General features: G+C 67.3%; 21 protein-coding genes and 1 other RNA gene. 9 read left to right on the forward strand and 13 right to left on the reverse strand.

Annotated elements, in window-relative coordinates:
* On the forward strand, positions 1-1,108 hold a 1,108-nt coding region (locus E3O18_RS06385), incomplete at its 5' end, for a 2-oxo acid dehydrogenase subunit E2 (protein ID WP_134417739.1).
* 29 nt (positions 1,109-1,137) lie between these two features.
* Here E3O18_RS06385 and E3O18_RS06390 read toward each other — a convergent pair.
* Positions 1,138-2,592 (reverse strand): protein kinase, encoded by a 1,455-nt coding sequence (locus E3O18_RS06390; RefSeq protein WP_134417740.1) that lies wholly within the window; start codon positions 2,590-2,592, stop codon positions 1,138-1,140.
* A gap of 226 nt (positions 2,593-2,818) precedes the next feature.
* Between E3O18_RS06390 and lipB the strand changes: the two genes are divergently transcribed.
* The 3 genes from lipB to E3O18_RS06405 are packed head-to-tail and all read left to right on the forward strand — an operon-like array spanning position 2,819 to position 5,199.
* On the forward strand, positions 2,819-3,454 hold the full coding sequence (gene lipB, locus E3O18_RS06395; protein ID WP_134395896.1) for a lipoyl(octanoyl) transferase LipB: 636 nt from the start codon (positions 2,819-2,821) through the stop codon (positions 3,452-3,454).
* Positions 3,451-4,440, forward strand: coding sequence for a lipoyl synthase (lipA, locus tag E3O18_RS06400; RefSeq protein ID WP_134395895.1), 990 nt, complete (start codon positions 3,451-3,453; stop codon positions 4,438-4,440). Before lipB ends, lipA begins: the two co-directional genes overlap by 4 nt.
* Positions 4,441-4,488: 48 nt before the next feature.
* Complete coding sequence (locus E3O18_RS06405; protein WP_134395894.1) at positions 4,489-5,199, forward strand: DUF4191 domain-containing protein; 711 nt, start codon at positions 4,489-4,491, stop codon at positions 5,197-5,199.
* Positions 5,200-5,221: 22 nt separating this feature from the next.
* Here E3O18_RS06405 and E3O18_RS06410 read toward each other — a convergent pair whose 3' ends face one another.
* Positions 5,222-5,662 carry an RDD family protein gene (locus tag E3O18_RS06410; protein ID WP_104101960.1) on the reverse strand — a complete coding sequence of 147 codons (441 nt, stop codon included), beginning with the start codon at positions 5,660-5,662 and terminating at the stop codon, positions 5,222-5,224.
* Positions 5,663-5,806: 144 nt separating this feature from the next.
* Here E3O18_RS06410 and glnA point away from each other — a divergent pair, with 144 nt between their 5' ends.
* Entirely contained in the window at positions 5,807-7,231 is a 1,425-nt protein-coding gene (gene glnA / locus E3O18_RS06415; protein WP_104101957.1) for a type I glutamate--ammonia ligase, read from the forward strand.
* An 81-nt stretch (positions 7,232-7,312) separates the two neighbouring features.
* Here glnA and E3O18_RS06420 read toward each other — a convergent pair whose 3' ends face one another.
* Entirely contained in the window at positions 7,313-10,348 is a 3,036-nt protein-coding gene (locus tag E3O18_RS06420; protein ID WP_134417741.1) for a bifunctional [glutamine synthetase] adenylyltransferase/[glutamine synthetase]-adenylyl-L-tyrosine phosphorylase, read from the reverse strand.
* Between the two features lie 20 nt (positions 10,349-10,368).
* Complete coding sequence (locus E3O18_RS06425; RefSeq protein WP_134395892.1) at positions 10,369-11,706, reverse strand: glutamine synthetase family protein; 1,338 nt, start codon at positions 11,704-11,706, stop codon at positions 10,369-10,371.
* Positions 11,707-11,807: 101 nt separating this feature from the next.
* On the opposite strand from E3O18_RS06425, the gene panB reads away from it, so the two are divergent.
* The gene (gene panB / locus E3O18_RS06430; RefSeq protein WP_104171103.1) at positions 11,808-12,680 is read left to right on the forward strand and encodes a 3-methyl-2-oxobutanoate hydroxymethyltransferase; all 873 of its coding nucleotides are present in this window, start codon (positions 11,808-11,810) and stop codon (positions 12,678-12,680) included.
* Positions 12,681-12,698: 18 nt separating this feature from the next.
* Here the strand turns inward: panB and E3O18_RS06435 are convergent, their stop codons facing one another.
* Positions 12,699-12,887, reverse strand: coding sequence for an SPOR domain-containing protein (locus E3O18_RS06435; protein ID WP_134395891.1), 189 nt, complete (start codon positions 12,885-12,887; stop codon positions 12,699-12,701).
* A 12-nt stretch (positions 12,888-12,899) separates the two neighbouring features.
* Here E3O18_RS06435 and map point away from each other — a divergent pair, with 12 nt between their 5' ends.
* Both map and ppgK read left to right on the forward strand, forming a co-directional pair.
* A complete protein-coding gene (gene map / locus E3O18_RS06440) occupies positions 12,900-13,766 on the forward strand; it encodes a type I methionyl aminopeptidase (RefSeq protein WP_134395890.1) in 867 nt (288 codons plus the stop codon).
* 19 nt (positions 13,767-13,785) lie between these two features.
* On the forward strand, positions 13,786-14,550 hold the full coding sequence (ppgK, locus tag E3O18_RS06445) for a polyphosphate--glucose phosphotransferase (RefSeq protein WP_134395889.1): 765 nt from the start codon (positions 13,786-13,788) through the stop codon (positions 14,548-14,550).
* Between the two features lie 49 nt (positions 14,551-14,599).
* Here ppgK and rnpB read toward each other — a convergent pair.
* The 7 genes from rnpB to E3O18_RS06480 form a co-directional block, all read right to left on the reverse strand.
* Positions 14,600-14,976: RNase P RNA component class A (gene rnpB, locus E3O18_RS06450), an RNA gene on the reverse strand.
* 44 nt (positions 14,977-15,020) lie between these two features.
* Positions 15,021-15,758: a C4-type zinc ribbon domain-containing protein gene (locus tag E3O18_RS06455; RefSeq protein ID WP_134417742.1), complete on the reverse strand. Its 738-nt coding sequence runs from the start codon at positions 15,756-15,758 to the stop codon at positions 15,021-15,023.
* Between the two features lie 68 nt (positions 15,759-15,826).
* Positions 15,827-16,648 carry a Nif3-like dinuclear metal center hexameric protein gene (locus tag E3O18_RS06460; protein WP_134395887.1) on the reverse strand — a complete coding sequence of 274 codons (822 nt, stop codon included), beginning with the start codon at positions 16,646-16,648 and terminating at the stop codon, positions 15,827-15,829.
* Positions 16,608-17,591: an EamA family transporter gene (locus E3O18_RS06465; protein ID WP_241978129.1), complete on the reverse strand. Its 984-nt coding sequence runs from the start codon at positions 17,589-17,591 to the stop codon at positions 16,608-16,610. Before E3O18_RS06465 ends, E3O18_RS06460 begins: the two co-directional genes overlap by 41 nt.
* Positions 17,588-18,091, reverse strand: a complete 504-nt coding sequence (locus tag E3O18_RS06470) for a DUF427 domain-containing protein (protein ID WP_134395885.1) — start codon at positions 18,089-18,091, stop codon at positions 17,588-17,590. Before E3O18_RS06470 ends, E3O18_RS06465 begins: the two co-directional genes overlap by 4 nt.
* The gene (locus tag E3O18_RS06475) at positions 18,088-18,771 is read right to left on the reverse strand and encodes a response regulator transcription factor (protein ID WP_134417744.1); all 684 of its coding nucleotides are present in this window, start codon (positions 18,769-18,771) and stop codon (positions 18,088-18,090) included. Before E3O18_RS06475 ends, E3O18_RS06470 begins: the two co-directional genes overlap by 4 nt.
* Positions 18,768-19,895 carry a histidine kinase gene (locus E3O18_RS06480; protein ID WP_134417746.1) on the reverse strand — a complete coding sequence of 376 codons (1,128 nt, stop codon included), beginning with the start codon at positions 19,893-19,895 and terminating at the stop codon, positions 18,768-18,770. The genes E3O18_RS06475 and E3O18_RS06480 overlap by 4 nt, the downstream gene beginning before the upstream one ends.
* Positions 19,896-20,143: 248 nt before the next feature.
* Between E3O18_RS06480 and E3O18_RS06485 the strand changes: the two genes are divergently transcribed.
* Positions 20,144-21,058, forward strand: a complete 915-nt coding sequence (locus E3O18_RS06485; protein ID WP_134395883.1) for a universal stress protein — start codon at positions 20,144-20,146, stop codon at positions 21,056-21,058.
* A gap of 495 nt (positions 21,059-21,553) precedes the next feature.
* Here E3O18_RS06485 and E3O18_RS06490 read toward each other — a convergent pair whose 3' ends face one another.
* A complete protein-coding gene (locus tag E3O18_RS06490; protein WP_134417747.1) occupies positions 21,554-22,432 on the reverse strand; it encodes a universal stress protein in 879 nt (292 codons plus the stop codon).
* Positions 22,433-22,522: the final 90 nt, after the last annotated feature.

A 22,522-nucleotide genomic window follows, 5' to 3' on the forward strand; every position in this document is an offset into this window, starting at 1 on the left:
CGCACCCGTGGCGGCACCGGCACCCGTGGCGGCACCCGCACCGGTCGCCGCTCCCGAGCCCGTCGCGGCGCCCGCACCGGTGTTCGCGCCCGCACCGGTCGCGGCACCCGTTGCCGCCCCGGCACCTGCCGCTGCTCCTGTCGCCGTCCCGGCACCTGCCGCTGCCCCCGTGGTCGCGTCGGAGCCGGCCGTCTCCCGCGGATCGCACGCGGGAACATCCGGCTACGTCACCCCCATCGTCCGCAAACTCGCGAACGAGGCCGGTGTCGATCTGTCCCGCGTAGTCGGAACCGGTGTCGGTGGACGCATCCGCAAGGAGGACATCGCGCTCGCGCAGGCCAGCGCTCCCGTCGGGACGGCTGCAGCAACAGCTCCGGCCGTGGAGGTCTCCGCCCTGCGTGGGACCACCGAGCCCATGTCGCGTCTGCGCAAGGTCGTCGCCGAGCGCGCCGTCATCTCGATGCAGTCATCGGCTCAGTTGACAACGGTGGTCGAGGTCGACGTCACCCGGGTCGCGATTCTTCGCGATCAGGTGAAAGCCGATTTTCACGCCAAGACGGGCAACAAGTTGTCCTTTCTGCCGTTCTTCGCTCTCGCTGCAGCCGAGGCACTGCAGGCCAACCCGATCATCAACGCCACCATCGACGGCGACACGATCGTGTACCCGAACCAGGAGAACATCAGCATTGCGGTCGACACCGAACGCGGCCTGCTGACCCCGGTCGTGCGCAACGCGGGCGACCTCGATCTGGCCGGATTCGCCGCTCAGATCGCCGACCTCGCCCAGCGCACCCGCGACAACAAGCTCAAGCCCGACGAGCTGTCTGGTGGAACGTTCACGCTGACCAACACCGGTTCGCGCGGTGCACTCTTCGACACCCCGGTCGTCTTCCTGCCGCAGAGCGCCATCCTCGGCACCGGGGTTGTCTACAAGAAGCCCATCGTCGTCAGCCAGGGTGGCCTCGACGCGATCGCGATCCGCTCGACCGTGTTTCTGGCTCTGTCCTATGATCACCGCATCATTGACGGCGCGGATGCTTCACGCTTCCTCGTCACCATGAAGCAGCGTCTCGAGGCAGGTGCCTTCGAAGCAAACCTCGGTATCTAGTCGATGTCGTCCGTGAGACCGGACCTCGACTAGTTGTCGAAAATATCCCTGATTCGCCAGCCGGCCTCGCCCTTGACCACAAGGACCGAGGCCGGTTGTCGTTCCGCATCCGGGGCCTTAAGCGACACGAGTGCGACATCCCCCATTCGCTCCACCAGAACCGCCGCCCACGACGACAAATCCTCGTCTTCGGCGGCCCCGCCGCCCTGTTGAATCATGCGCAGGGTGTAGCTGTCGGCCGCCAGAGCCGCCGATTGCGCCTGGTACACGGCATCGAGGCAGACCACCGAGACCTCCGCCAGGCACCCGTTCCGGACCCGCAGCAGGGCCGGAAGCGCAACCACCGGGTCGTCACCGGTCACCACGGTTTCCTCTTGGGGGGACCCGTCACCGTCTACTGGGTCGCCGTCAGCCGTGGTCAACTCGGCCGGCTTTGACGCCTTCGGCCGCGCTCCGTCGGTGTGCGCTGATCCACCCGCGGCCAGCGCCGTCACCGCCAGTCCCATACTCAGCAGGGCCATGAGGGCCACGAGGAGCAGCGGCCCACGGCGGAGGCGGAACCCCCGGCCCAGCAGCGACTTCAGCCCACCGGCCGGGTGACCTTCCCGCAGCCGGCGAAGCGCCGTGCGAACGCGCGAGGCCCGGTTGCCGAACATCCGATTGGCCCGGGACGCCTCCGCGGCAAGGCGGACGTTCACCGTGGGAGCACGCCCGACGACATCATCAGTCAGAGGTCTCCGGTACCAGTCGACGGCCGGTTGCGGCCCGCTGACGGCCTCGGGGCTGCGGCCCAGCCTCACCGGCACGGCCTCAGCCCAGGCGAACAGGAGATGCTCGAGCTCGCCCCAGGCGCGGGCCGCCGAGCCAGCGGCCGGCACCGCGCACCACCGTTCCAGGTCGCGGAGGACCGACGGGACCGGCACGACGGGATCGACGTGGTCGAGCACCGTCCGGATGACCTGCGCGAGCCGACCGTGCACCAGGGCGAGCGCCTCGGGCCGCCCGCGACCGGCCTCGGGCAGCGCCCGGAGCTCTCCCAGCCCGGTCAGGACCGGGCGCCCGCTGGAGTCGAAGAGAATGCTCGCGAGGCTGACGGCCGGATGGATCAGGCCGATGGCCTGCAGCTCCGCCAATGCGGCCGCGATCGGGGCCAGGATCGTGACCACCTCCCCGGGAAGCAAGTGTCTGCGGCCCTCCAGAAAGCAGCTCAGCGACCCGCCCGTGAGCTGTTCCAGTATGAGGCAGGTGCGGCCATCGGCCAGGGTGCCGACGTCGACGAGCGTGGTCAGCCGTCCGACCGTCAGGGTGGTCAGGGCTTGGACCTCCCGTTCGATCGAGACGTCCTCCGTTCCCGGATGGAAGACCTTGAGCACGACGGATGTCGTGGAGCAACCCTGCTCCCACTCCCGCGCCTCGTCCCCGGTCGAGGTCGACCGGGACGGCGCCACGCCCACATACAGGTCGGCCCGGTCGGTGGACGCCAAGCGCCGCAGAACGCGGTAACCTGCGACCAATGCGGGGCCGCCGCCGGGCACCGCGCCAGCCGAGTGGGGCGGGGACGCAGGCCCCGGATTACGGACGCGTCGACCGCGAGTTCTCATACCGGACATGCTGGCCTCGCCGCTCCCCTCCCGGCCGACCCGGACTCGTTCCGGGGACAACCGGGCCGCCGACCCCGTGGGGAGGAACGCCGGGGTTTAGGATGAGGGAATGCTCGACTTTGTCGTCGCGGGGCTAAGCGCCAACTCCGTGCCGTATGTTGAGGGCCTTGAGCTCCAACGCGCAGTCCACCGTTCCGTCGTCTCCGGGGAGAGGCCGGACACCGTCATCTTTCTCGAACATCCGAGTGTGTATACCGCCGGGAAGCGCACAGCTCCCGAGGAGCGGCCCCGAAACGGAACCCCCGTCATCGACGCCGACCGCGGTGGGAAGATCACCTGGCACGGCCCCGGGCAGCTGGTCGGGTATCCGGTCATTCGCCTCCGGGAGCCCGTCGACGTCGTCGGCTACGTGCGCCTCCTCGAGGGAATCCTCATCGACGCCCTCCTGGGCTTCGACATCGTCGGCTGCCGAATCTCGGGCCGTTCAGGAGTCTGGGTCGGCCCGGAGGGCCGGGAAGACAAAATCGCCGCCATCGGAATCCGCGTCGCGGAAGGAGTGACCATGCACGGCTTCGCCCTCAACTGCAACAACTCGCTCGAACCGTACGACCACATCATCGCCTGCGGCATCAAGGATGCCGGCGTCACCACCATCTCGAGAATGGTCGGCCGCGACGTGAACCCGGCCGATCTCATCGCCCCCATCACGGCCCAGTTCGAGACCGCCTGGGCGGTGTCGGCATGAGCGCGGCGCCCGAGGGACGCAAGATGCTCCGCCTTGAGATTCGCAACATGGAAACGCCGATCGAACGTAAACCCGCCTGGATCAAGACGGTGGCGAAGATGGGACCGGAGTACCGCAAGCTCCAAAACCTGGTGAAGGGCGAAAACCTGCACACCGTGTGCCAGGAGGCCGGCTGCCCCAACATCTTCGAATGCTGGGAAGACCGCGAGGCGACCTTCCTGATCGGCGGGTCACAGTGCACGAGGCGGTGCGACTTCTGCCAGATCGATACCGGCAAACCTGCCGAGTACGACACGGATGAGCCGCGCCGCGTCGCGGAATCCGTCGTCAAGATGAATCTGCGTTACGCCACGGTGACGGGCGTCGCCCGCGACGACCTGCCCGACGAGGGCTCCTGGCTCTACGCGGAGACCATCCGGCAGATCCACCAGCAGAGTCCCGGAACCGGCGTTGAGATTCTGGTCCCGGACTTCTCCGGCAACCCGGACCACCTCGGCGAGGTCTTTTCCGCCCAGCCCGAGGTGTTCGGCCACAATGTGGAGACCGTCCCGAGAATCTTCAAGCGAATCCGGCCGGCATTCCGCTACGAACGGTCCCTGGACGTCCTTACCCAGGGCCGCAATGCGGGACTTATCACGAAATCGAATTTGATCCTGGGAATGGGCGAGGAGCGCTCGGAGGTCAGCCAGGCCCTCCAGGACCTGCACGACGCCGGGACCGACATCATCACGATCACCCAGTATCTGCGGCCGAGCGCGCGTCATCTGCCCGTGGCCCGCTGGGTGAAGCCGGAGGAGTTCGTCGAGCTCAAGGAGGAAGCCGAGGCCATCGGCTTCCTCGGTGTCCTCTCCGGCCCGCTTGTGCGCTCGTCCTATCGGGCGGGCCGGCTCTGGGCCCAGTCCATGCTGGCGACCGGTCGCGAGGTTCCGCCGCAACTGCGCCATCTGGCGGACGCGTCCCTCGGGTTCGCACAGGCGGTCTCCTGATCAAGAATCGGTCACGAGACATTCGGGTGACTGGGTAGTCTTGGAACCATGGCACGCAGCAAGGACAAGACTCCCCGCCCCCCCAAGAAGCCCGGCCGCATGAAGCAAATGTGGCAGGTGTTCCAGATGACACGCCGCTACGACAAGAAGATCGTGCTGTTCATGGTTCTCGGCTTCGTGGTGCCCGTCGCGGTCGCGCTGGGACTGGCCCTTATCCTGTCCCCCGGGAGCATCCTCAACATCGTCCTGTGGACGATTTCGGGTCTGCTCACCGGCATCCTCGCCATGCTCATCATCCTGGGCCAGAGGGCCGAGAAGGCCGCATACACGCAGATCGAAGGCCAGCCCGGCGCCGTCGGCGCGGTGCTGCGCGGTTCGTTGAAGCGCGGCTGGGTGGGGAGTGAGATGCCCGTCGCCGTCAACGGCAAGACTCAGGATGCCGTGTACCGGGCTGTCGGCCGCGGCGGCGTGGTGCTGATCAGTGAAGGGCCGCGCACCCGAACGGCCCGCATGCTCGAGGAAGAGCGCCGGATGGTGACCAGGCTCGGCGGCAGCATCGCCGTCACCATCATCAGCGTCGGCCCCGACGCCGATGCCGTGCCGCTGCACAAACTGGCCCGGCGCCTCACCCGGATCAAGCCCACCCTGACCAAGGCCGAGGTGCTCGCCGTGAACAACCGGTTGAACTCCATGACCAAGAAACTGCCGATCCCCAAGGGCGTCGACCCGATGAAGGCGCGTCCGCAGCGCGGGAACTAGGTACTTCGCCGCGCGGCTCAGGCTAGGAGCGGATGAGCACCGTTCCTGCGACCTTGTCGTGGAAACCGCGCTGGTCCGAGTCCCAGACCAGAGCGGGGACCGCTAGCCCGAGCAGCAGGGACCGCACAACGGGGCGCCACAACCCGACCCAACCCGGCTGGAGCGGAACGACCCGGAGCCCGACCAGACGGTGGCCGATGCTGCCGCCGATGGTCGGGATGAACACGATCTGGAGCCCCACGAAAATGGCGGTCACAGCGAAGCCGTTGACCACGCCGCTCGTGCTGAAGAACAGTGCCGCCGCCCCGTAGGCCAGGGCCCAGTCCAGCGCGAGGGCGCCAATCCGGCGGCCGACGCGCCCCACGGACCGAGTTCCCTCGTTCGGCAGGCCGAGGCGCTCCCCCGGCCAACGGCTCGGTGGAAGTTGTCCAAAAGTGGTCGAATTCGAGGCTGCGGCAGACACGGGCTGAGTCTACCGAGCGGGCCCCGCTGTAACATGTGTGAAACATAAGCGTCACCGCCGGGTAATGGCATCCCAGTAGCCTCAAAGGAGCCGCAGCGCGCGACTTACACGTTCTATGCCCACGTCGTTTGGAGAAAAAACCGCATGTTCCGCGATTCGTCAGAAGTGCTTAAGTTCATCAAAGACACGGACGTCAAGTTCCTTGACATCCGTTTCACCGACTTGCCGGGTGTTCAGCAGCACTTCAACATCCCCGCGTCGACCGTCGATGAGGAGTTCTTCACGGTCGGGCAGATGTTCGACGGTTCGTCGATCCGCGGTTTCGCGTCGATCCACGAATCCGACATGCAGCTGATCCCGGACGTGACCACGGCCTACATCGACGCGTTCCGCACCGAGCGCACTCTCATCATGCTCTTCGACATCTACAACCCGCGCAACGGCGAGATCTACTCGAAGGACCCGCGTCAGGTTGCCAAGAAGGCCGAGAAGTACCTGGCTTCGACCGGGATCGCGGACACCGCTTTTTTCGCTCCGGAGGCCGAGTTCTACATCTTCGACGATGTTCGCTACGAAGTGAACCAGCACTCCAGCTTCTACTCCGTGGACTCCAGCGAGGGTGCCTGGAACTCGGGCAAGGAAGAGGTCGGCGGAAACCTCGCCAACAAGACGCCTTTTAAGGGCGGCTACTTCCCCGTCAGCCCGGTCGACCAGCACGCCGACCTGCGCGACGACATCTGCCTCAAGCTGATTGACGCCGGACTCATCCTGGAACGCAGCCACCACGAGGTCGGCACCGGCGGCCAGGGCGAGATCAACTACCGCTTCGACACGATGGTGCACGCAGCCGACGATCTGCTCAAGTTCAAGTACATCGTCAAGAACACCTCGGCCGAGTGGGGAAAGACGGCCACCTTCATGCCGAAGCCGCTGTTCGGCGACAACGGCTCCGGCATGCACACGCACCAGTCACTGTGGGCCGACGGCAAGCCCCTTTTCTACGACGAGTCCGGCTACGGCGGACTGTCCGACGTCGCCCGCTGGTACATCGGTGGTCTGCTCAAGCACGCACCGGCCGTACTCGCCTTCACCAACCCGAGCGTCAACTCCTACCACCGGCTGGTGCCGGGGTTCGAAGCTCCCGTCAACCTCGTCTACTCGGCGGGCAACCGTTCGGCGTCCATCCGGATCCCGATCACGGGCACCAACCCGAAGGCGAAACGCATCGAGTTCCGCGCTCCCGATGCGTCGGGCAACCCGTATCTCGCCTTCGCCGCCCAACTGATGGCCGGCCTGGACGGTATCAAGAACCGGATCGAACCGCACGAGCCGGTCGACAAGGACCTCTACGAGCTGCCGCCCGAAGAGGCCAAGAACATTCCGCAGGTTCCCGCGTCGCTCGGCGAGGCCCTCGTAGCCCTCGAGAACGATCACGACTTCCTGCTTGCCGGCAATGTCTTCACGCCCGAACTGATCGAAACCTGGATCGACTACAAGCGTGAGATGGAAATCAAGCCGCTCGCGCAGCGTCCGCACCCGTTCGAGTTCGAGCTCTACTACGGCGTCTAGACCGTAGCCCCGGCAACCGGCTGGGTATAGGCAGGAGGACCGCATCCCCTATGGGATGCGGTCCTCCTGCCTATACCGGACCTACCCGCCGAAGGGGCCGGCGCGCTCCACTGGCCCGTAGAACAGTCTCTCGAACACCGCGCGGGCGCGGCGGGTCACCGAGAGGTATTCCTCCTCGAGCTGGTTGGCAGAGCCCGGCGGGTATTCCATCACCCGGGCGACGCCCTCGAGCTGCACGCGGTCGGTCGGGAGGACATCCGCGGTCTTGTTGGTCCAGAGGGTGATCGCGGACCGGCAGCGCGACGCGAAGAGCCACGCGGTGGTGAGAGTTTCGGCATCCGTCTCGTTGACCAGACCCGCGGCGACGGCCGCGCGGAGGGCGTCGAGCGTCGACGAGGTGCGCAGCTTGGCGCTATCGGCCGCATGCTGCAGCTGAAGCAGCTGCACGAACCACTCCACGTCGCTCAGCGACCCTCGGCCGAGCTTGAGGTGCCGGTTGGGATCGGCGCCCTGCGGCAGCCGTTCGTTTTCGACTCTGGCCTTGATCCGCTTGACCTCACGGATCGCCTGTTCGCTGATCGATGACGGATACCGTACCTCGTCGGCAACGGCCTCGAAGTCGGCCAGGAGCCGGGCGTCGCCGGCGACTCCTCTCCCCCGCAACAGCGCCTGTGCCTCCCAGGTGAGCGACCAACGCCGGTAATAGGCCTCGTAGGACTCGAGGGACCTGGCGACGGAACCGTTCTTCCCCTCAGGGCGCAACCCGATGTCCAGGTCCAGAGGCAGGCGGTTGTCATCGGTGAGCCGCGACAACTCCTTGACGATGAACTTCGCCCGGTCGTGGGCTGCCTCGCCGATGAGGGTGCCCGGGCGGAAGACGTACATCACGTCGGCATCCGAGCCGAACCCCAGTTCCGAGCCGCCGAACCGGCCCATGCCGATCACGGCAAATTCGATCCCGTCGGCGTCCTGACCGTCTTCCGCACCGTCAAGCGTGGTGCCACGGATGGCGGCAAGCACCCCCTCGATGATGGTTGCGGTGACGTCGGTGAGCCCCGTCGCCAGCTCGTCGATGCTGACCTGGCCCAGAATCGCCGAGAACGCCAGCCGCAGCATTTCGCGGCGCCGGGCAGTGCGCAGGATCGAGGCGGCCGCATCCGGGCTCTCGTGCCGTGCCAGCACGGCGCGAGCCTCCTCACGGAGGGTGGCCGCGCTGCGGGGCCGCAAGTCGTCCTCGTCTTCCAGCCAGGCCACGGATTCGGGAATCGTCTCCAGGAGCTCGCCGACGAAACGGGATGAGGACAGCACCCGGGTGAGTCGCTCGGCGGCCCCGGATGAGTCGCGGAGCATGCGCAGGAACCAGTAGGTCGTACCGAGACTGTCGCTCAGGCGCCGGAACGCGAGCAGCCCGTAGTCGGGGTCGGCTCCCTCGGAGAACCATTGCAGCAACACAGGCAGGAGATTGCGCTGAATCGTGGCCCGTCGGGACACCCCGCCGGTGAGGGCCGCGATGTGACCGAGGGCCCCCTTGGTGTTGCGGAATCCGATGGCGGCCAGCCGGGCCTCGGCCTGGGCGCTGGTGAGGCCCAGCCCGTCCGCCGGGAGCGCGGCCACCGCGGACAGAAGTGGGCGGTAGAACAGGCGCTCATGCAGGCCGCGCACCCGGTGCTTGGTGTTCAGCCACCGGACGCTCAACTGGGCGGCGTTCGGCGCGAGCCCGGTCGCCCGGGCGAGGACGCGCAGGCTCGACTCGTCGCGCGGGACAAGGTGGGTGCGCCGGAGCTTCTCCAGCTGCAAACGGTGCTCCATCAGCCTCAGGATGCGGTACTCCTGAGCGAACTCGGCCGCTTCAGCGCGCCCGACGTATCCGCTCTCGGCCAGCGCGGACAGCGCTGGCAGGGTGCCGGCCTGCCGAACCGCCGGATCCGCCTGACCGTGCACGAGCTGCAGAAGCTGCACGGTGAACTCGATGTCGCGAAGGCCGCCGGGGCCGAGCTTCAACTGCACGGCGACTTCGTCCTCCGGTATGTTCTTGGTGACGCGCTCGCGCATCCGCTGCACGGACTCGACGAAATTCTCCCGGCTGGCACTGGTCCACACCTTTGGGGACACCGCCGCCACATACCGACCCCCGAGCTCGAGGTCGCCCGCCAGTGGTCTGGCCTTCAGCAGCGCCTGGAACTCCCAGCTCTTCGCCCAACGGTCGTAGTAGGCCAGGTGAGACTCGAGGGATCGCACCAGGGCGCCGGACTTGCCCTCGGGACGGAGGTTCGGGTCCACTTCCCAGAGCTCGGGTTCGACGGCGGGCTGATTCAGTCCCCGCATCAGCAGGATCGCGAGCCGGGTGGCGATATCGACCGCGCGCGGTGCTTCCAGGCCGGCGGCCGGGTCACCCTCGGCGACGAAGATCACGTCGACATCGCTGACGTAGTTCAGTTCGGCGGCGCCGGCTTTGCCCATGCCGATCACCGCGAGCCGAGTGGCGCGCACCTCTTCCTCCGGGAATACGCCTCGCCCCGCGACCAGGCCGGTGGACATGCTCCGCGCGACGGCCAGGGAGGCCTCCAGCGCGGCGGCCGCCAGGTCGGCGAGCGTGCGGGCGACGGCGTCCAGGCCCGCGACCGGGTCGGCCTGCTCGAGGTCGTAGGCGGCCAGCTGCGCCAGTCGGCGCCGGTAGCGCACCCGCAGGGCGACCCAGCCCTCATCGTCGACGAGGCTGGCGAAACCGTCTCGGGTACCGACCGAATCCAGCAGGTCCTCGATCAGTTCCGGCAGGTCGGGAAGGGCCGTGAGCGGCTGGGCGAGAACCGTCAATTCCTCCGGATGACGCAGGAAGAACTCGGTCAGTCCGCTCGACGCGCCGACGACTCGCAACAGCCGCTGGGTCGCCTCCGGGTGCAGCAGCAACGCCCGCACCTCGTGCGGTGCCTGGCGCAGCAGAGACACGAGGGCCGCGAGGGCGGCATCCGGGTTGGCCGTCTTGCCGAGCAGCGGCAGCAGGGCGGCCGATTCGGGTCCGCCCAGGTCACCGACCTCGTCCAGCCGGAAACGCACCTCTCGCAGCTCGACGAAGCCTACCCGGGCGAGCTCGGTCAGGGTCAGCTGTTCCCGTGCCATTCGGTCTCGTCTCCCGACCGTTAGAGCATCTCGAGGTTCTTGTCGAGCTCGAAGGGAGTGACCTGCGAGCGGTAATCCTTCCACTCCTGGCGCTTGTTCAGCAGCACATAGTTGAACACGTGCTCGCCCAGCGTCTCGGCAACCAACTCGGACTCCTCCATGTACTGGATCGCGTGGTCCAGGCTCGCTGGAAGCTGCCGGTAGCCCAGAGCGCGCCGCTCGGTGTCGCTCAGGCCCCACACATTGTCCTCGGCCTCGGGGGGAAGCTCGTAGCCCTCTTCGATTCCCTTGAGCCCGGCGGCCAGCATGAGGGAGTACGCGAGGTACGGATTCGCTGCCGAGTCGATGGCCCGGTACTCGACGCGGGCGCTCTGCCCCTTATTGGGCTTGTAGAGTGGCACCCGGATCAGGGCGGACCGGTTGTTATGGCCCCAGCACACGAAGCTGGGGGCTTCGTCCCCGCCCCACAGTCGCTTGTAGGAGTTCACGAACTGGTTCGTGACGGCGGTGATCTCCGGGGCATGCTTGAGCAGCCCGGCGATGAACTGGCGGCCGGTCTTAGAGAGCTGGTATTGGGCGCCCGCCTCGAAGAACGCGTTGGTGTCGCCCTCGAACAGGGACAGGTGCGTGTGCATTCCTGACCCGGGGTGCTCCGACATCGGCTTCGGCATGAACGTCGCGTAGACGCCCTGCTCGATGGCCACCTCCTTGATGACCGTGCGGAAGGTCATGATGTTATCCGCCGTGGTCAGCGCATCCGCGTAGCGCAGGTCGATCTCGTTCTGACCGGGACCGGCCTCGTGGTGGCTGAATTCCACCGAAATGCCCAGGTCTTCGAGCATCCGCACCGACCGGCGGCGGAAGTCGTGGGCTGTGCCGCCGGGAACGTTGTCGAAGTAGCCGGCGTGGTCCACCGGCACGGGGCCGTTCTTGCCATACTTGGACGACTTGAGCAGGTAGAACTCAATTTCGGGGTGGGTATAGAACGTGAAACCGCGGTCGGCTGCTTTGGCCAGCGTGCGCTTGAGCACGTTTCGCGGATCGGCGACGGCCGGCTGACCGTCCGGCGTCATGATGTCGCAGAACATGCGGGCGGTCGGGTCGATCTCGCCGCGCCAGGGCAGGATCTGGAACGTGGTCGGGTCCGGGTGCGCGAGCACATCCGCCTCGAACGACCGGGTGAGACCCTCGATCGCCGAACCGTCGAAACCGAGACCCTCGGCGAATGCGCCCTCAACCTCTGCGGGTGCGATGGCCACCGATTTGAGGGTGCCGACGACATCCGTGAACCAGAGTCGGATGAACTTGATTCCCCGCTCCTCGATGGTCCGAAGAACGAAGTCGCGCTGCTTGTCCATTCACGCCCTTTCTTGTCGCTCCCTAGGCTACTGTCTGGCGTGGACTCTCGGGCGAAACCGACCGCCGATCGGCCCGAACGCTCCTTGACTACACTTGAGGCATGCCAGAGTCGACCGTTCCGGACGAACCTCAGCCCGTCAGCGAGCTGAATCCCTTCGTTTCCGTGCAGTCCGGACCCAAACGGGTGCGGACGCGCCATTTTCACAACGCCAAGCAGCAGGGCATCCCGATTACGGGGCTCACCAGCTACGACATGCTCACGGCCCAGATCTTCGACCAGGCCGGCATCGACTTCCTGCTCGTGGGCGATTCGGCCGGTAACAACGTGTTCGGCTACGAGACCACCCTCCCGGTGACGGTCGACGAGCTCATCCCGCTCACCCGGGCCGTCGCGCGCGCCGTGACCCGCGCACTCGTCGTCGCGGATATGCCCTTCGGTTCGTACGAGACCGGCCAGAGCGAGGCCCTGCACACCGCCGTGCGTTTCATGAAGGAAGCGCAGGCCCACGCGGTCAAGCTCGAGGGCGGGGTTCGCAGCCACAAGCAGATCAAGCGCATCGTGTCATCGGGGATCCCCGTGATGGGGCATGTCGGCTTCACCCCTCAGAGCGAGCACGGGCTGGGCGGACACATGATCCAGGGCCGCGGCGAGGCCGCGGATCAGCTGATTGAAGACGCCCTCGCGGTGCAGGACGCCGGCGCCTTCGCGGTCGTACTCGAGATGGTCCCGGCGACGGTCGCGGCACTGGTCACCGCACGGCTCGACATCCCCACGATCGGGGTGGGTGCTGGGCCCGACGTCGACGGCCAACTGTTGGTGTGGACGGATTTCGCCGGCATGACCGAGGGGCGAGTGCCCCGATTCGTTCGGCAGTACGCCAACCTGCGCGGCGTGCTGACGGATGCTGTGCACCGGTTCAAGGACGACGTCGACTCCGGCGCGTACCCCGGGCCGGAACACAGCTACGAGTAGATCTCGCCGCTCGCGGGACTAGCGGTCGTTTTCGGCCTCTTCCGCGGCCCACTTGGCGCTGTTCGCGCGCAGCTTCTCCAGCGCGTGGACGGCCTCCTCCCGGGTGGCGAACGGCCCGACGCGGTCTATAGAGGGGGACTGCATCCCCTGCTCGACCGCGCCCGTGCGCATGTTGTACCAGAACTGATGATCGGTGCCTTCGGACATAAGCTTGATCCTATGCCTAAGGATTCTGTTGGTCACCTCCTCCCGGGCGCGGTTTCTCCGCTCCGCGCCGTTCCCCGCCACATCGTGCGCCCGGAGTACGTCGGTAAGGGGATGCCCTCGCCCTTCACCGGATCGGATCTGTACTCCTCCGAGCGCATCGAGCTGATCCGGGAATCAGGCCGGATTGCGGCCGGGGCCATCGAAGCTGTCGCACAGGCCATCCGCCCCGGCGTGACGACAGAGGAACTCGACCGGATCGGCCACGAGTTCATGATCGAGCGTGACGCCTACCCGTCGACGCTCGGCTATCGGGGGTTCCCCAAATCACTGTGTAGTTCCGTGAACGAGGTCATCTGCCACGGCATCCCGGACGACACCGTTCTTGAGAACGGCGACATCGTCAACATCGACATCACCGCCTACAAGAACGGTGTGCACGGCGACACGAACGCCACCTTCATCGTCGGTGAGGCACGGGATGAGGTCAGGCTCCTCGTCGAACGCACCCGGGAGGCTCTCGCCCGCGGTATCAAGGCCGTCGCTCCCGGACGCCAGGTGAACGTGATCGGCCGCGCCATCGAGTCCTACGCCAAGAGGTTCGGCTATGGGGTCGTTCGGGACTTCACCGGACACGGCGTCGGCGAGGCCTTCCACTCCGGCCTGATCATCCCGCACTACGACTCCGCTCCCGTCTACGACACCGTGATGGAGGTCGGCATGGTCTTCACGATCGAACCGATGCTCACCCTGGGCGGGACCGACTGGGACATGTGGGCGGATGACTGGACCGTGACGACCCGAGACAAGAGCATCACCGCCCAGTTCGAGCACACCCTCGTGGTGACCGACCGCGGCGCCGAGATCCTCACCCTCTCCTGACAACCGGTAGGTTTTGACTATGAGTTCAACCATGGCCATCGGCATTGACATTGGCGGCACCGGGATCAAGGGAGCGGTGGTCGATCTGTCCACCGGGAAGCTCCTGTCCGATCGCGTGAAGCTTCCCACGCCCAAAGGCGGCCGACCAGCCGACATCATCGAAACGACCAGGACCCTCCTGACAACCGTTTCCGCCGAGGAGGGTGCCGGCGCGCTGCCGGTGGGCATCTGCTTCCCCGCCGTCGTCAAGAACGGCCACACCATGTCGGCCGCCAACGTCTCGGACAAGTGGATCGGCCTCTCCGCCGAGAATCTCTTCGAGAAGGGTCTCGGCCAGCCCATTCACTTCGTGAACGACGCGGATGCCGCCGGCTACGCGGAGACGCAATTCGGCGCGGCGAAGGGGGTGAGGGGGGTGGTCATCATGACGACCCTCGGCACCGGAATCGGAACCGCACTGCTCAACGACGGTTTGCTGGTGCCGAACACCGAACTCGGCCATCTGCAGATCGAGGGCGTCGACTACGAAACCAAGGCCGCGTACTCCGCCAAGGAGAGGGAGAACCTGAGCTGGGAAAAATGGGCCGGTCGGCTGCAGAAGTACTACTCGACCTTGGAGGCACTGTTCTCGCCGGACCTCTTCATCGTCGGCGGCGGCGTGTCCAAGCACCACCAGGACTTCCTGCCCCTTCTGCGACTGAAGACAGCCATCATCCCGGCCGTGCACCGCAACAACGCGGGAATCCTCGGGGCCGCCGCACTCGCCGTCAAGCATCAGGGCTGACCTGCCCGGGGTGGCAGCGCCCCGGCGCAGAACCTGGAGGCCGGAAGGTGGAATGGGCCGACTATTACGCCGGGTTCTGTCCCGATGCCGTAGCACCCTGGACGGCCATCTATCTCGGGACTACGTTGCCGTAGCCCTCTAGCGGTCTACCCGGAAACTCGGCGAGCCGCCTTGGCGTTTCCTGTCTGACCTTGCTCCGGACGAGGTTTACCTAGCCGACCAGGTCACCCTGGCCTCTGGTGGTCTCTTACACCACCGTTTCACCCTTACCACCGGCCGAAACCGGAGGCGGTCTACTTTCTGTGGCACTGTCTCGCGGGTTACCCCGGGTGGGTGTTACCCACCATCCTGCTCTGCGGAGCCCGGACGTTCCTCGGCATCCGCTGACCCGAAGGTAGCGGATGACGCGACCGTCTTGCCGACCCATTCCACAGTCCAGAGTACAGGCCGCCGGCGGGGCCCGGCTCCACCTAGATCCCGGACTCCTCCGTGCGAACCAGGATCGCCCCGCAGTCCGGGCAGAACAGGACCTCGTCAGCCGGCGAGGAACGCACGGCATCGAGGTCACTGCCGGTGAGCGTCATCGTGCAGCCGCTGCAGGTGCGCGCCCGCAACAGGGCGGCGGCGTTTCCCCGCCCCGTCACGAAACGTTTCTCGTACAGCGCGGCGAGGTCCTCGGCGACGCTGCCGGCGACGGCGGCCCGGTCCCGGCGGAGTTCGCCGAGCTGCCGGTTCAGATCGGCGAGGCTTTCGTTGCGCGCCTGCTCGGCGTCATGGATTTGGAGCGCGATCGCGTCCCGTTCCGCCTCCACCGCGGAGACGGTCGCATCGCTCTCCTCGAGCCGTTCCATCACCGCGATCTCGATCTCCTCGAGCGCGAGGAGGCGTTTGCGCAGCGCCGCAAGCTCCGTCTCCAAAGCCTGCACGTCTTTCACCGAGGAGGTGTGCTGAACCCGGTCGGTGTCCCGCGCGATGCGCTTCTCGACCACATCGACGTCGGATTCGATCCGCGCCAGCTCGGTGCGCACGTCATCACGTTCTCCGGCGCGCGTGCCGAAGGCCATCCGGGTGGTGTCGAACAACGAGGTGAGTTCCCGGATCTCGGCGTGCTGGGGCAGGGCCTTCGTCTGGTGCTCGACCTGCTGCAGCCTGATGTCGAGGGACTGAAGCCGGAGAAGCTCCTTCTGTTCTACGGGGGATGCCTTCACGATGTCCTGACCTTTGCAAATAGAAATATGAACGAGCGTTGGGGGTGAATCCGAACTTCATCGGCAGGCTACTGCACGATCGCGAAGTCCCAGGGATCCGTGCGCAGGGAACTGCTGGTGATGCGCACACCAGGCAGAAGAGCCCGCAACTGTTCGGCGGCCGGCTCGATCCAGAGCCATTCACTGGCCCAGTGCGACACGTCGATCAGGGCAGGGGTGCCCCCCGACAGCCCGGACTGCTCACGGGCCTCCGACGCCGGGTGATGACGGAGATCGGAGGTGATATACACATCGGACGACTGCACGGCGGGATGAGGGAGAAGGGAATCGCCTGCACCACCGCAGAGCGAGACGGTTTCGACGACACTGCCGTACTCCCCCGCGACCCGGACGCCGGTGGCGGTCGCCGGCAGGAGCTGGGCGAGGCGGTGGGCCAGTTGGCCCAGGGTGGTCGGGTGCGCGAGCCGGCCGACCCGGCCGATTCCCGTTCCCGCCGCGGCGCCCGCCGTGATGGGGGCTGGGTCAACGAGGCCGAGTCGGGTGGCGAGGATGTCCGAGACGCCGTCCACGACGACATCCGCGTTGGTGTGCGCCGCAAGGAGAGCGCAATTCGCTCGGATCAGACGACCGATCAGGGCGCCCTTGTAACGGTCTTCGGCGACCGACGTGACGCCGCGCAGCAGGAGCGGATGGTGCACCAGGAGCAGGTCTGCGTCATATCCGACCGCCTCGTCCACGGTCGCGGAGACGGCGTCTACAGCCAGGTGGATCGACTCGACCGGCTGGCCGGGGTTGCCGCAGACCAGACCCGGGGCGTCCCAGACTTCGGCACCGGACAACGGCCACAGTTCATGGATGATTCGACTTACATCGGCGAGTGAGACGGGCACCTCGTAAGCCTACCGGTGACGAGGCGGTGCGCTCTCCTGACGACGGTTGGCCGGGATCCCGAAGAACTGCAAGCGCGGTCACCGCCACCAGAAGCAGCCCGAGCCCGGCCCAGCCGGACGGTGGCAACCGCTCGCCGACGATCAGGACCGCCAGCAGCGTAGCCACGAGCGGTTCGACCAGGGTGATGCTGGTCGCCGTGCTGCCGCGGACCGTGCGCAGGCCGCGGCCGAAAAGCAAGTAGGCGACGAACATGGGCCCGATCGCGAGGTAGGCGGTGACGCTCAGGCTGCCGGTGCTCTGGAGCAGCGGTGCTCCCGTGGCCGCGAGCACCGGTACGAGGCACAGCGCGCCGACGCCGAAGAGCGCCCCCATCGTGGCCCGGGAGCTGTGCCCGCCCGCGATCACCCGGTGGGATGCGTGCGTGTAGAGCGCGTAGCTGAGCCCGGCCAACAGCCCGAGCAGAACGCCCAGGAGAGCGGACCCGGCGGCCTGGTCCGACTGCCGGCCGTTGATCAGCAGAATCGTGCCGAGCAGAGCCACCAGTGTGCACAGTGCCCAGAGCCGTGTGACCGCCCGGCGCTCCGCCAGGAACTCGATCCCCGCGGCAAAGACGGGCGCAGACCCCAGCGACACGACCGTGCCGACAGCCACCCCGGCCAGGTTAATCGCACTGTAGAAAGCGAGCGGGTAGACGACGATGCCGGCGACCCCTGCCAGCACCCAGCGGCGCACGGAGCAGTCTCGGAGGGTTGCCCGGGCGCTTCGGGCGGAAAGCGTGAAGAGCAGCGCGCCGCCCACGACCATCGTGGCCGCCCCGGTCGCCAGCGGGCTGACGCTGCCGGGCAGGAAGTGCGCGGCCGTGCCCGTCGTGCCCCAGAGCAGCGCGGCCAGAAAGATGGGGGCCACGCCGAGCCGGCTCGCGACGGTTCGCGGCGGCGTCACCATCCGAGAGTGCCGGGAGCCCCCTTGAACGGTCCGACGACCCGGGAGGTGATCCAGCCGCCGTAGAAGTCGCCCGGCTGAGGCAGCACCGCTTCCCCGTTCACGGTAACGAGGTCCATCCGTCCGGGGTACAGCGCGACGCGGTTTGCCAGATCCTCGAAGCCCCGCGTCGGCGACGGGTAGTACCACCCGGCCGCCTTCTCCACACGCCCCGGGGTGACCACGCTCAGGTACGACGCCTCGCCCTTGTACTCGCAGTACGATCGGCCGGTCACCGGTTCGAGGCTCCCCGCCCGGAACGCGGAACGCGGCAGGTAGTAGACCGGCGGATGGCTGGTCTCGAGCACCCGGACGGCATCGTCGGTGTCGACCAGGACCAGGCCCCCGAGGGTGACGACGACCCGGTCGGCGCTCGCCTCCACGCGGGGCGGTCGCGGGTAATCCCAGGCCGATTCCTGGCCGGGTCCGGGCACAACCCGGTTAGTGCGATACGGCTTCATCCGGCCAGCGTACCGGGAGCGGCCGGGCGAATTCGAACAGTGGACGAACCCTCCTGGCGCTGCAACTCCACCCCGAAGACGGCGGCCTGGGTACGGCGCTCCATGCCGAGTTTGCTGAGCACCCCCGACACATAGTTCTTCACCGTCTTCTCCGCCAGGTCAAGGCGCTCGCCGATCTGGCGGTTGGTGAGGCCCCGGGAGATCAAATCGAGGACTTGCCGCTCTCGCGTCGTCAGCGCTCGGGCGGCTGGGTCGCCTCGGTCCAGCCCCAAGGAGGTTGCCACCCGGCTGGCCAGCAGCGGGGTGAGCAGCGACTCCCCCCCGGCCACACGCCGGATTCCCTCCACCAGGCGTTCACCGCGGATGTCCTTCAAGACATAGCCGGACGCCCCAGCCAGGACAGCGGCGCGGCTGGCCACGTCGTCGTCGAACGCCGTGAGTATCAGGCACCGGATGCCGGGATCCCTCCCGCGGATGTCCCGGCAGGCGTCGATGCCGCTTCCGTCGGGCAGCCGCACGTCAAGGACCACGACGTCCGGCCGGGTGGCGGCGACCCTGGCCACGGCCTGCCGCCTCGTTGCCGCCTCCCCCACCACTTCCAGGTCGGCTTCGGCGTTGATCAGGGCAGCCAGGCCGATACGGACGACGTCATGGTCGTCGACCACAAACACGCGCGTCATCGGGAAGTCCCTGCGGTAGCGTCGCTCACGCGCGCCGTCCAACGCAGCTCGGCACCGCGCGGCGCCCGGTCGATCAGCGACACCATCCCCTGCCAGCGTTCGGCTCTGACCGCCAGATTAGCGACGCCGCTGCGCCGACTTGCGCCGGTCAGACCGACGCCGGTGTCGCCGATCTCGACCGTGAGGATGTCCGCCGCGACCGAGACGCGCACTTCCGCCTCCCGGGTTCCAGAGTGCCGGACCACGTTGGTCAGCCCCTCGCGCACGACTGCCACGACATCATCAGCCAGAGAGGTGGAAACGAGCAGATCGATCGCCCCGGAGAACACCACCCGCGGCGGGTGCGCGAAGAGAGGCCCGACCTCGTCGAGCAGGTCGACGATTCTGCGGCGAAGCCCGTGCCGGTCGGGGTCCGCCTGCGTCGACAACCCGAAGATCGCGGTGCGGAGATCGGCGATGACCGCGTCAAGGGCTCCCACCTGGTCGGCCAGCCGCCGCCCGAACACCGGGTCGGCGGTCATCCCGCCGAGGGCGCGCACGGCGAGCCCCACAGCGAACACCCGCTGAATGACCCGGTCGTGCAGCTCACGTGCGATCCGGTCGCGATCGGTGAGCACCGCCAGACGCGCCCGGTCCGTGCTGCTCCGCTCGAGGTGGCGGCCCACATATGCCAGTCGGGCGAAATCGACGGCAGAATCGAGGTCCACGGCAGTGAACGGAAGCGCCCCGCTGGGCCGGGAGGCGGTGAGCACCACTGCGGGCGGGCCGGATTCCCCGGCTTTCCCCAGCGGGACCACCAGGGTCGGCCCGAGCATCAGGAGCGACTCGGGGCCCGCAGCCTCGCGCTTTTCCCGGCCGACGAGGATCGGCCGGCCGGTGGCCAGCGCCCGGCCGCACAGGCTCCCCGCCACGGGGAAGGTCAGGCCGTCCAACGGTCGAGTGGCACTTCCATGAGCCGCATGGACGACAAAACCGTCCCCCGCGCCCGAATCAACACCAGGCGGCCCGATAACGCAGACCAGGGCCGCATCCGCAGCCGACGCGAAGATGTCTGCCAGCACCATCAGCGGGTCACCCGTTCGCTCACCCAGCAAACCATCGATGAAATCGGCGGATGCGGCCACCCACCGCGACCGGCACTGGAGGGCAGATGCGCCGGCAGTTCGATCACTGTCTCCGGGAGAGCCTCAGGTCGTTCGTTCAGGGTGACCGGGATAGTTTTGTGGGGCATGACCGGGGACCGCCTCTCGTCTGGTAGCGGGGATACTACCCGCACGAGACCTTCGGCCCTGTCCCCGTCCGGCAGGCACTGCCATAATGACGTGGATCGGACTGTCCGGTGCGATTCCACCCCAGAGCAGGAGTCACACCCATGGTTGAAAAAGTGATCGTCGCCATTGACGGTGGGGCCGCGAGCAAGGCAGCCCTGGAGTGGGCCCTCGACCGGGTTGTGACGCTCGAACGGATGCAGGGCACGCCCGTGCAACTCGAACTCACCACGGTGGTGGAGCTGGGCTGGTACCCCGCTGAGGGATCGGACTATTCCAGTCAGCCTGCCTACGAGCGCCCGCTCGCGGAAGCCCTTCGACGAGTCGAACAGGTGGCACCCTCCTGCCGGAAGACGAGCTACATCCGCCATGGCGTCCCGGTCGATGAGCTGGCGCGGGCGTCGGCGACCGCCGACCTTCTGGTCATCGGCACGAACAAGACCGGTGTTCTCGCCGGGACGGTCTTCGGCACCCTTCCCCTTCGCATCGCGGCCCACGCCCGATGCCCCGTCGTCGTCGTCCCCGTCAACTGGCAGGCGCGTGGCGGCCACATCGTCGTGGGCATGGAGAACGACGTCACGGCCCTGGTCGCCGTTGACTTCGCGGCCCGCGAAGCCGAGCGTTACAAACTCCCTCTCGATATCGTCCATGCCTGGACCATTCCCGCGACCGTGGCCGTCGAATACGGTGCCGTCCTGCCCTACGAGGAGATACGAGACGCCCACGCGCGCATTCTGTCGGGGGCAACGAGGAGGGTTCGCGACGCGCATCCGGCGCTGCATATCGCCGAGGTTCTGGAACAGGGCACCGCGGCATCCGTGCTCGTGAACGCCTCCCACACGGCGTCCCTCGTCGTCGTCGGCACACACGGCCGGGGTGCCGTCGGCAGCCTCTTTCTCGGTTCGGTCAGCCACGACGTGCTGATGAACCTGCCGTGCCCGGTCGCTGTGGTCCCCCGCCCGGCCGGTGAACGCGCCGAGTCCCGACCGGGCTCCACGGAAGGTGCGGAGAAGCGGTGAACACCTACTACATCGGATTCGACGGATCGGATCCGAGCAGGTCCGCCTTCAGCTGGGGTCTGGCTCGGGCGGTAGCGGACGGGTCGCCCGAGGTCCTGCAAGGATCTCCCGCCTGACGCTCGCCGCGGTACCGACATCCGACGGTGTTTTGGTCGTCGGAACCCACAAGACCGGTTCCCTGAGCGGACGCGTGCTCGGCTCCCGCAGCGTCCCGCGGCGCCCAGGAGGCGCGCCACCTTGGCCACGAACCCATCCTCGTGCATGCGCCGTCGACTTCGCGTGCGGAGCCCGGAGCCGCCGGCCGACGCTCTGCTCGATGTCGGCAGCGAGGCTATCTTGCTGGTGCTCGGAATATCACATCCGAGGCCGGTGACCCAGTCGGTGCCCGGTTCAGCAGCCACGACGCCCTGATGAACATCGACGCACCTGTGCTGATCGCCCGGTCCGACTGACACACTCCGATTCGCACGCTCCGATTCGAGCGCTGTGAATCATTTAGACGGGTTCGCTGACCGGTCCGGTCTCGGTGACGGCGACCCTGATCACGGCGACTGGGCAGGGCATGGTCAAAACGAGCACATGACTGACCGAACCCAGCCAGAAGCGAGCGAACCCGTGACGACCGTGGCTGCCTACAACGAGAAGCCGCGCACCGGTCGCCGCCGACACGAGTGCGTCCACCGGTAACCCGAGGTCGAGCCGCAGGTCGAGCTTCAGGTCCGGATAGCGTTCGGCCAGTCCCGCCACCGCTTCGGCGAGGACCAGGCGGTCGGCCTCATCGGGCACCATCGGCCAGTCGATCATGGCGCGATCTTCGGTCCACGGTACCGGTGCGCTCCAGCAGTACAGCGCCGTCAACCGCTCGCTCAGGCGGTCCGCCTGATCCGCGGCGAATGTCACCGCGGCGAGAGATGCCTCGGAACCGTCCACTCCGACGACGACGCCGGTGCCGCGCTGTTCTTCCCGCTCGGGCACGACGACGACGGAACCGCCGGCGTAGGCCGCGATCTGCGCGGCTTGGGTGCTGAAGACATAGTCCCGAAACCGGCCCAGGGCGTGCGAGCCCACAACGAGGAGTTGCGCGCCGACGGCCCAGTCGGTGAGGGCCCCGGTAGGCGAGCCCTCAAGGACCGTCGTGTGAAAAGTCAGGTCAGGAGCGACACTGCGGGCCTCCTCGGCCTCACGGGCGAGCAACAGTTCGGCCTGCTCGCGGGCCGCGTGCAGAAACCCGGCCGGGGTCGTGCCGAAGGTCGCGTCGACGACGTGCACCAACTCGATTTCCAGGCGCCGGGGACGCGCATAGTCGAACGCCCACTGGAGCGCGGCCCGAGCCGCAGGCCGACCGCTGACCCCCACTACAAGACGGTTGTCCATGACGACCTCCTCCGCTCCCCGGCACAGCGGGCAGAACGGGGTTTACGATGTCGCGCGCCGATCCGCCAGAACAGGGCCGAAAGTCCCGAC

Origin of the sequence: Cryobacterium sp. TMT2-42-4, from assembly GCF_004402645.1 — a bacterium.
Taxonomy (GTDB): domain Bacteria; phylum Actinomycetota; class Actinomycetes; order Actinomycetales; family Microbacteriaceae; genus Cryobacterium; species Cryobacterium sandaracinum.

Excerpts from the sequence above, each read along its gene's own strand:
- E3O18_RS06435 (WP_134395891.1), bottom strand. The coding sequence starts at position 12,887 with ATGTCCGAAGGCACCGATCATCAGTTCTGGTACAACATGCGCACGGGC.
- E3O18_RS06490 (WP_134417747.1), bottom strand. The coding sequence starts at position 22,432 with ATGGACAACCGTCTTGTAGTGGGGGTCAGCGGTCGGCCTGCGGCTCGG.
- E3O18_RS06420 (WP_134417741.1), bottom strand. The coding sequence starts at position 10,348 with ATGGCACGGGAACAGCTGACCCTGACCGAGCTCGCCCGGGTAGGCTTC.
- E3O18_RS06425 (WP_134395892.1), bottom strand. The coding sequence starts at position 11,706 with ATGGACAAGCAGCGCGACTTCGTTCTTCGGACCATCGAGGAGCGGGGA.
- E3O18_RS06485 (WP_134395883.1), top strand. The coding sequence starts at position 20,144 with ATGGTTGAAAAAGTGATCGTCGCCATTGACGGTGGGGCCGCGAGCAAG.
- ppgK (WP_134395889.1), top strand. The coding sequence starts at position 13,786 with ATGAGTTCAACCATGGCCATCGGCATTGACATTGGCGGCACCGGGATC.
- E3O18_RS06475 (WP_134417744.1), bottom strand. The coding sequence starts at position 18,771 with ATGACGCGCGTGTTTGTGGTCGACGACCATGACGTCGTCCGTATCGGC.
- map (WP_134395890.1), top strand. The coding sequence starts at position 12,900 with ATGCCTAAGGATTCTGTTGGTCACCTCCTCCCGGGCGCGGTTTCTCCG.
- E3O18_RS06405 (WP_134395894.1), top strand. The coding sequence starts at position 4,489 with ATGGCACGCAGCAAGGACAAGACTCCCCGCCCCCCCAAGAAGCCCGGC.
- E3O18_RS06470 (WP_134395885.1), bottom strand. The coding sequence starts at position 18,091 with ATGAAGCCGTATCGCACTAACCGGGTTGTGCCCGGACCCGGCCAGGAA.
- glnA (WP_104101957.1), top strand. The coding sequence starts at position 5,807 with ATGTTCCGCGATTCGTCAGAAGTGCTTAAGTTCATCAAAGACACGGAC.
- lipA (WP_134395895.1), top strand. The coding sequence starts at position 3,451 with ATGAGCGCGGCGCCCGAGGGACGCAAGATGCTCCGCCTTGAGATTCGC.
- lipB (WP_134395896.1), top strand. The coding sequence starts at position 2,819 with ATGCTCGACTTTGTCGTCGCGGGGCTAAGCGCCAACTCCGTGCCGTAT.
- panB (WP_104171103.1), top strand. The coding sequence starts at position 11,808 with ATGCCAGAGTCGACCGTTCCGGACGAACCTCAGCCCGTCAGCGAGCTG.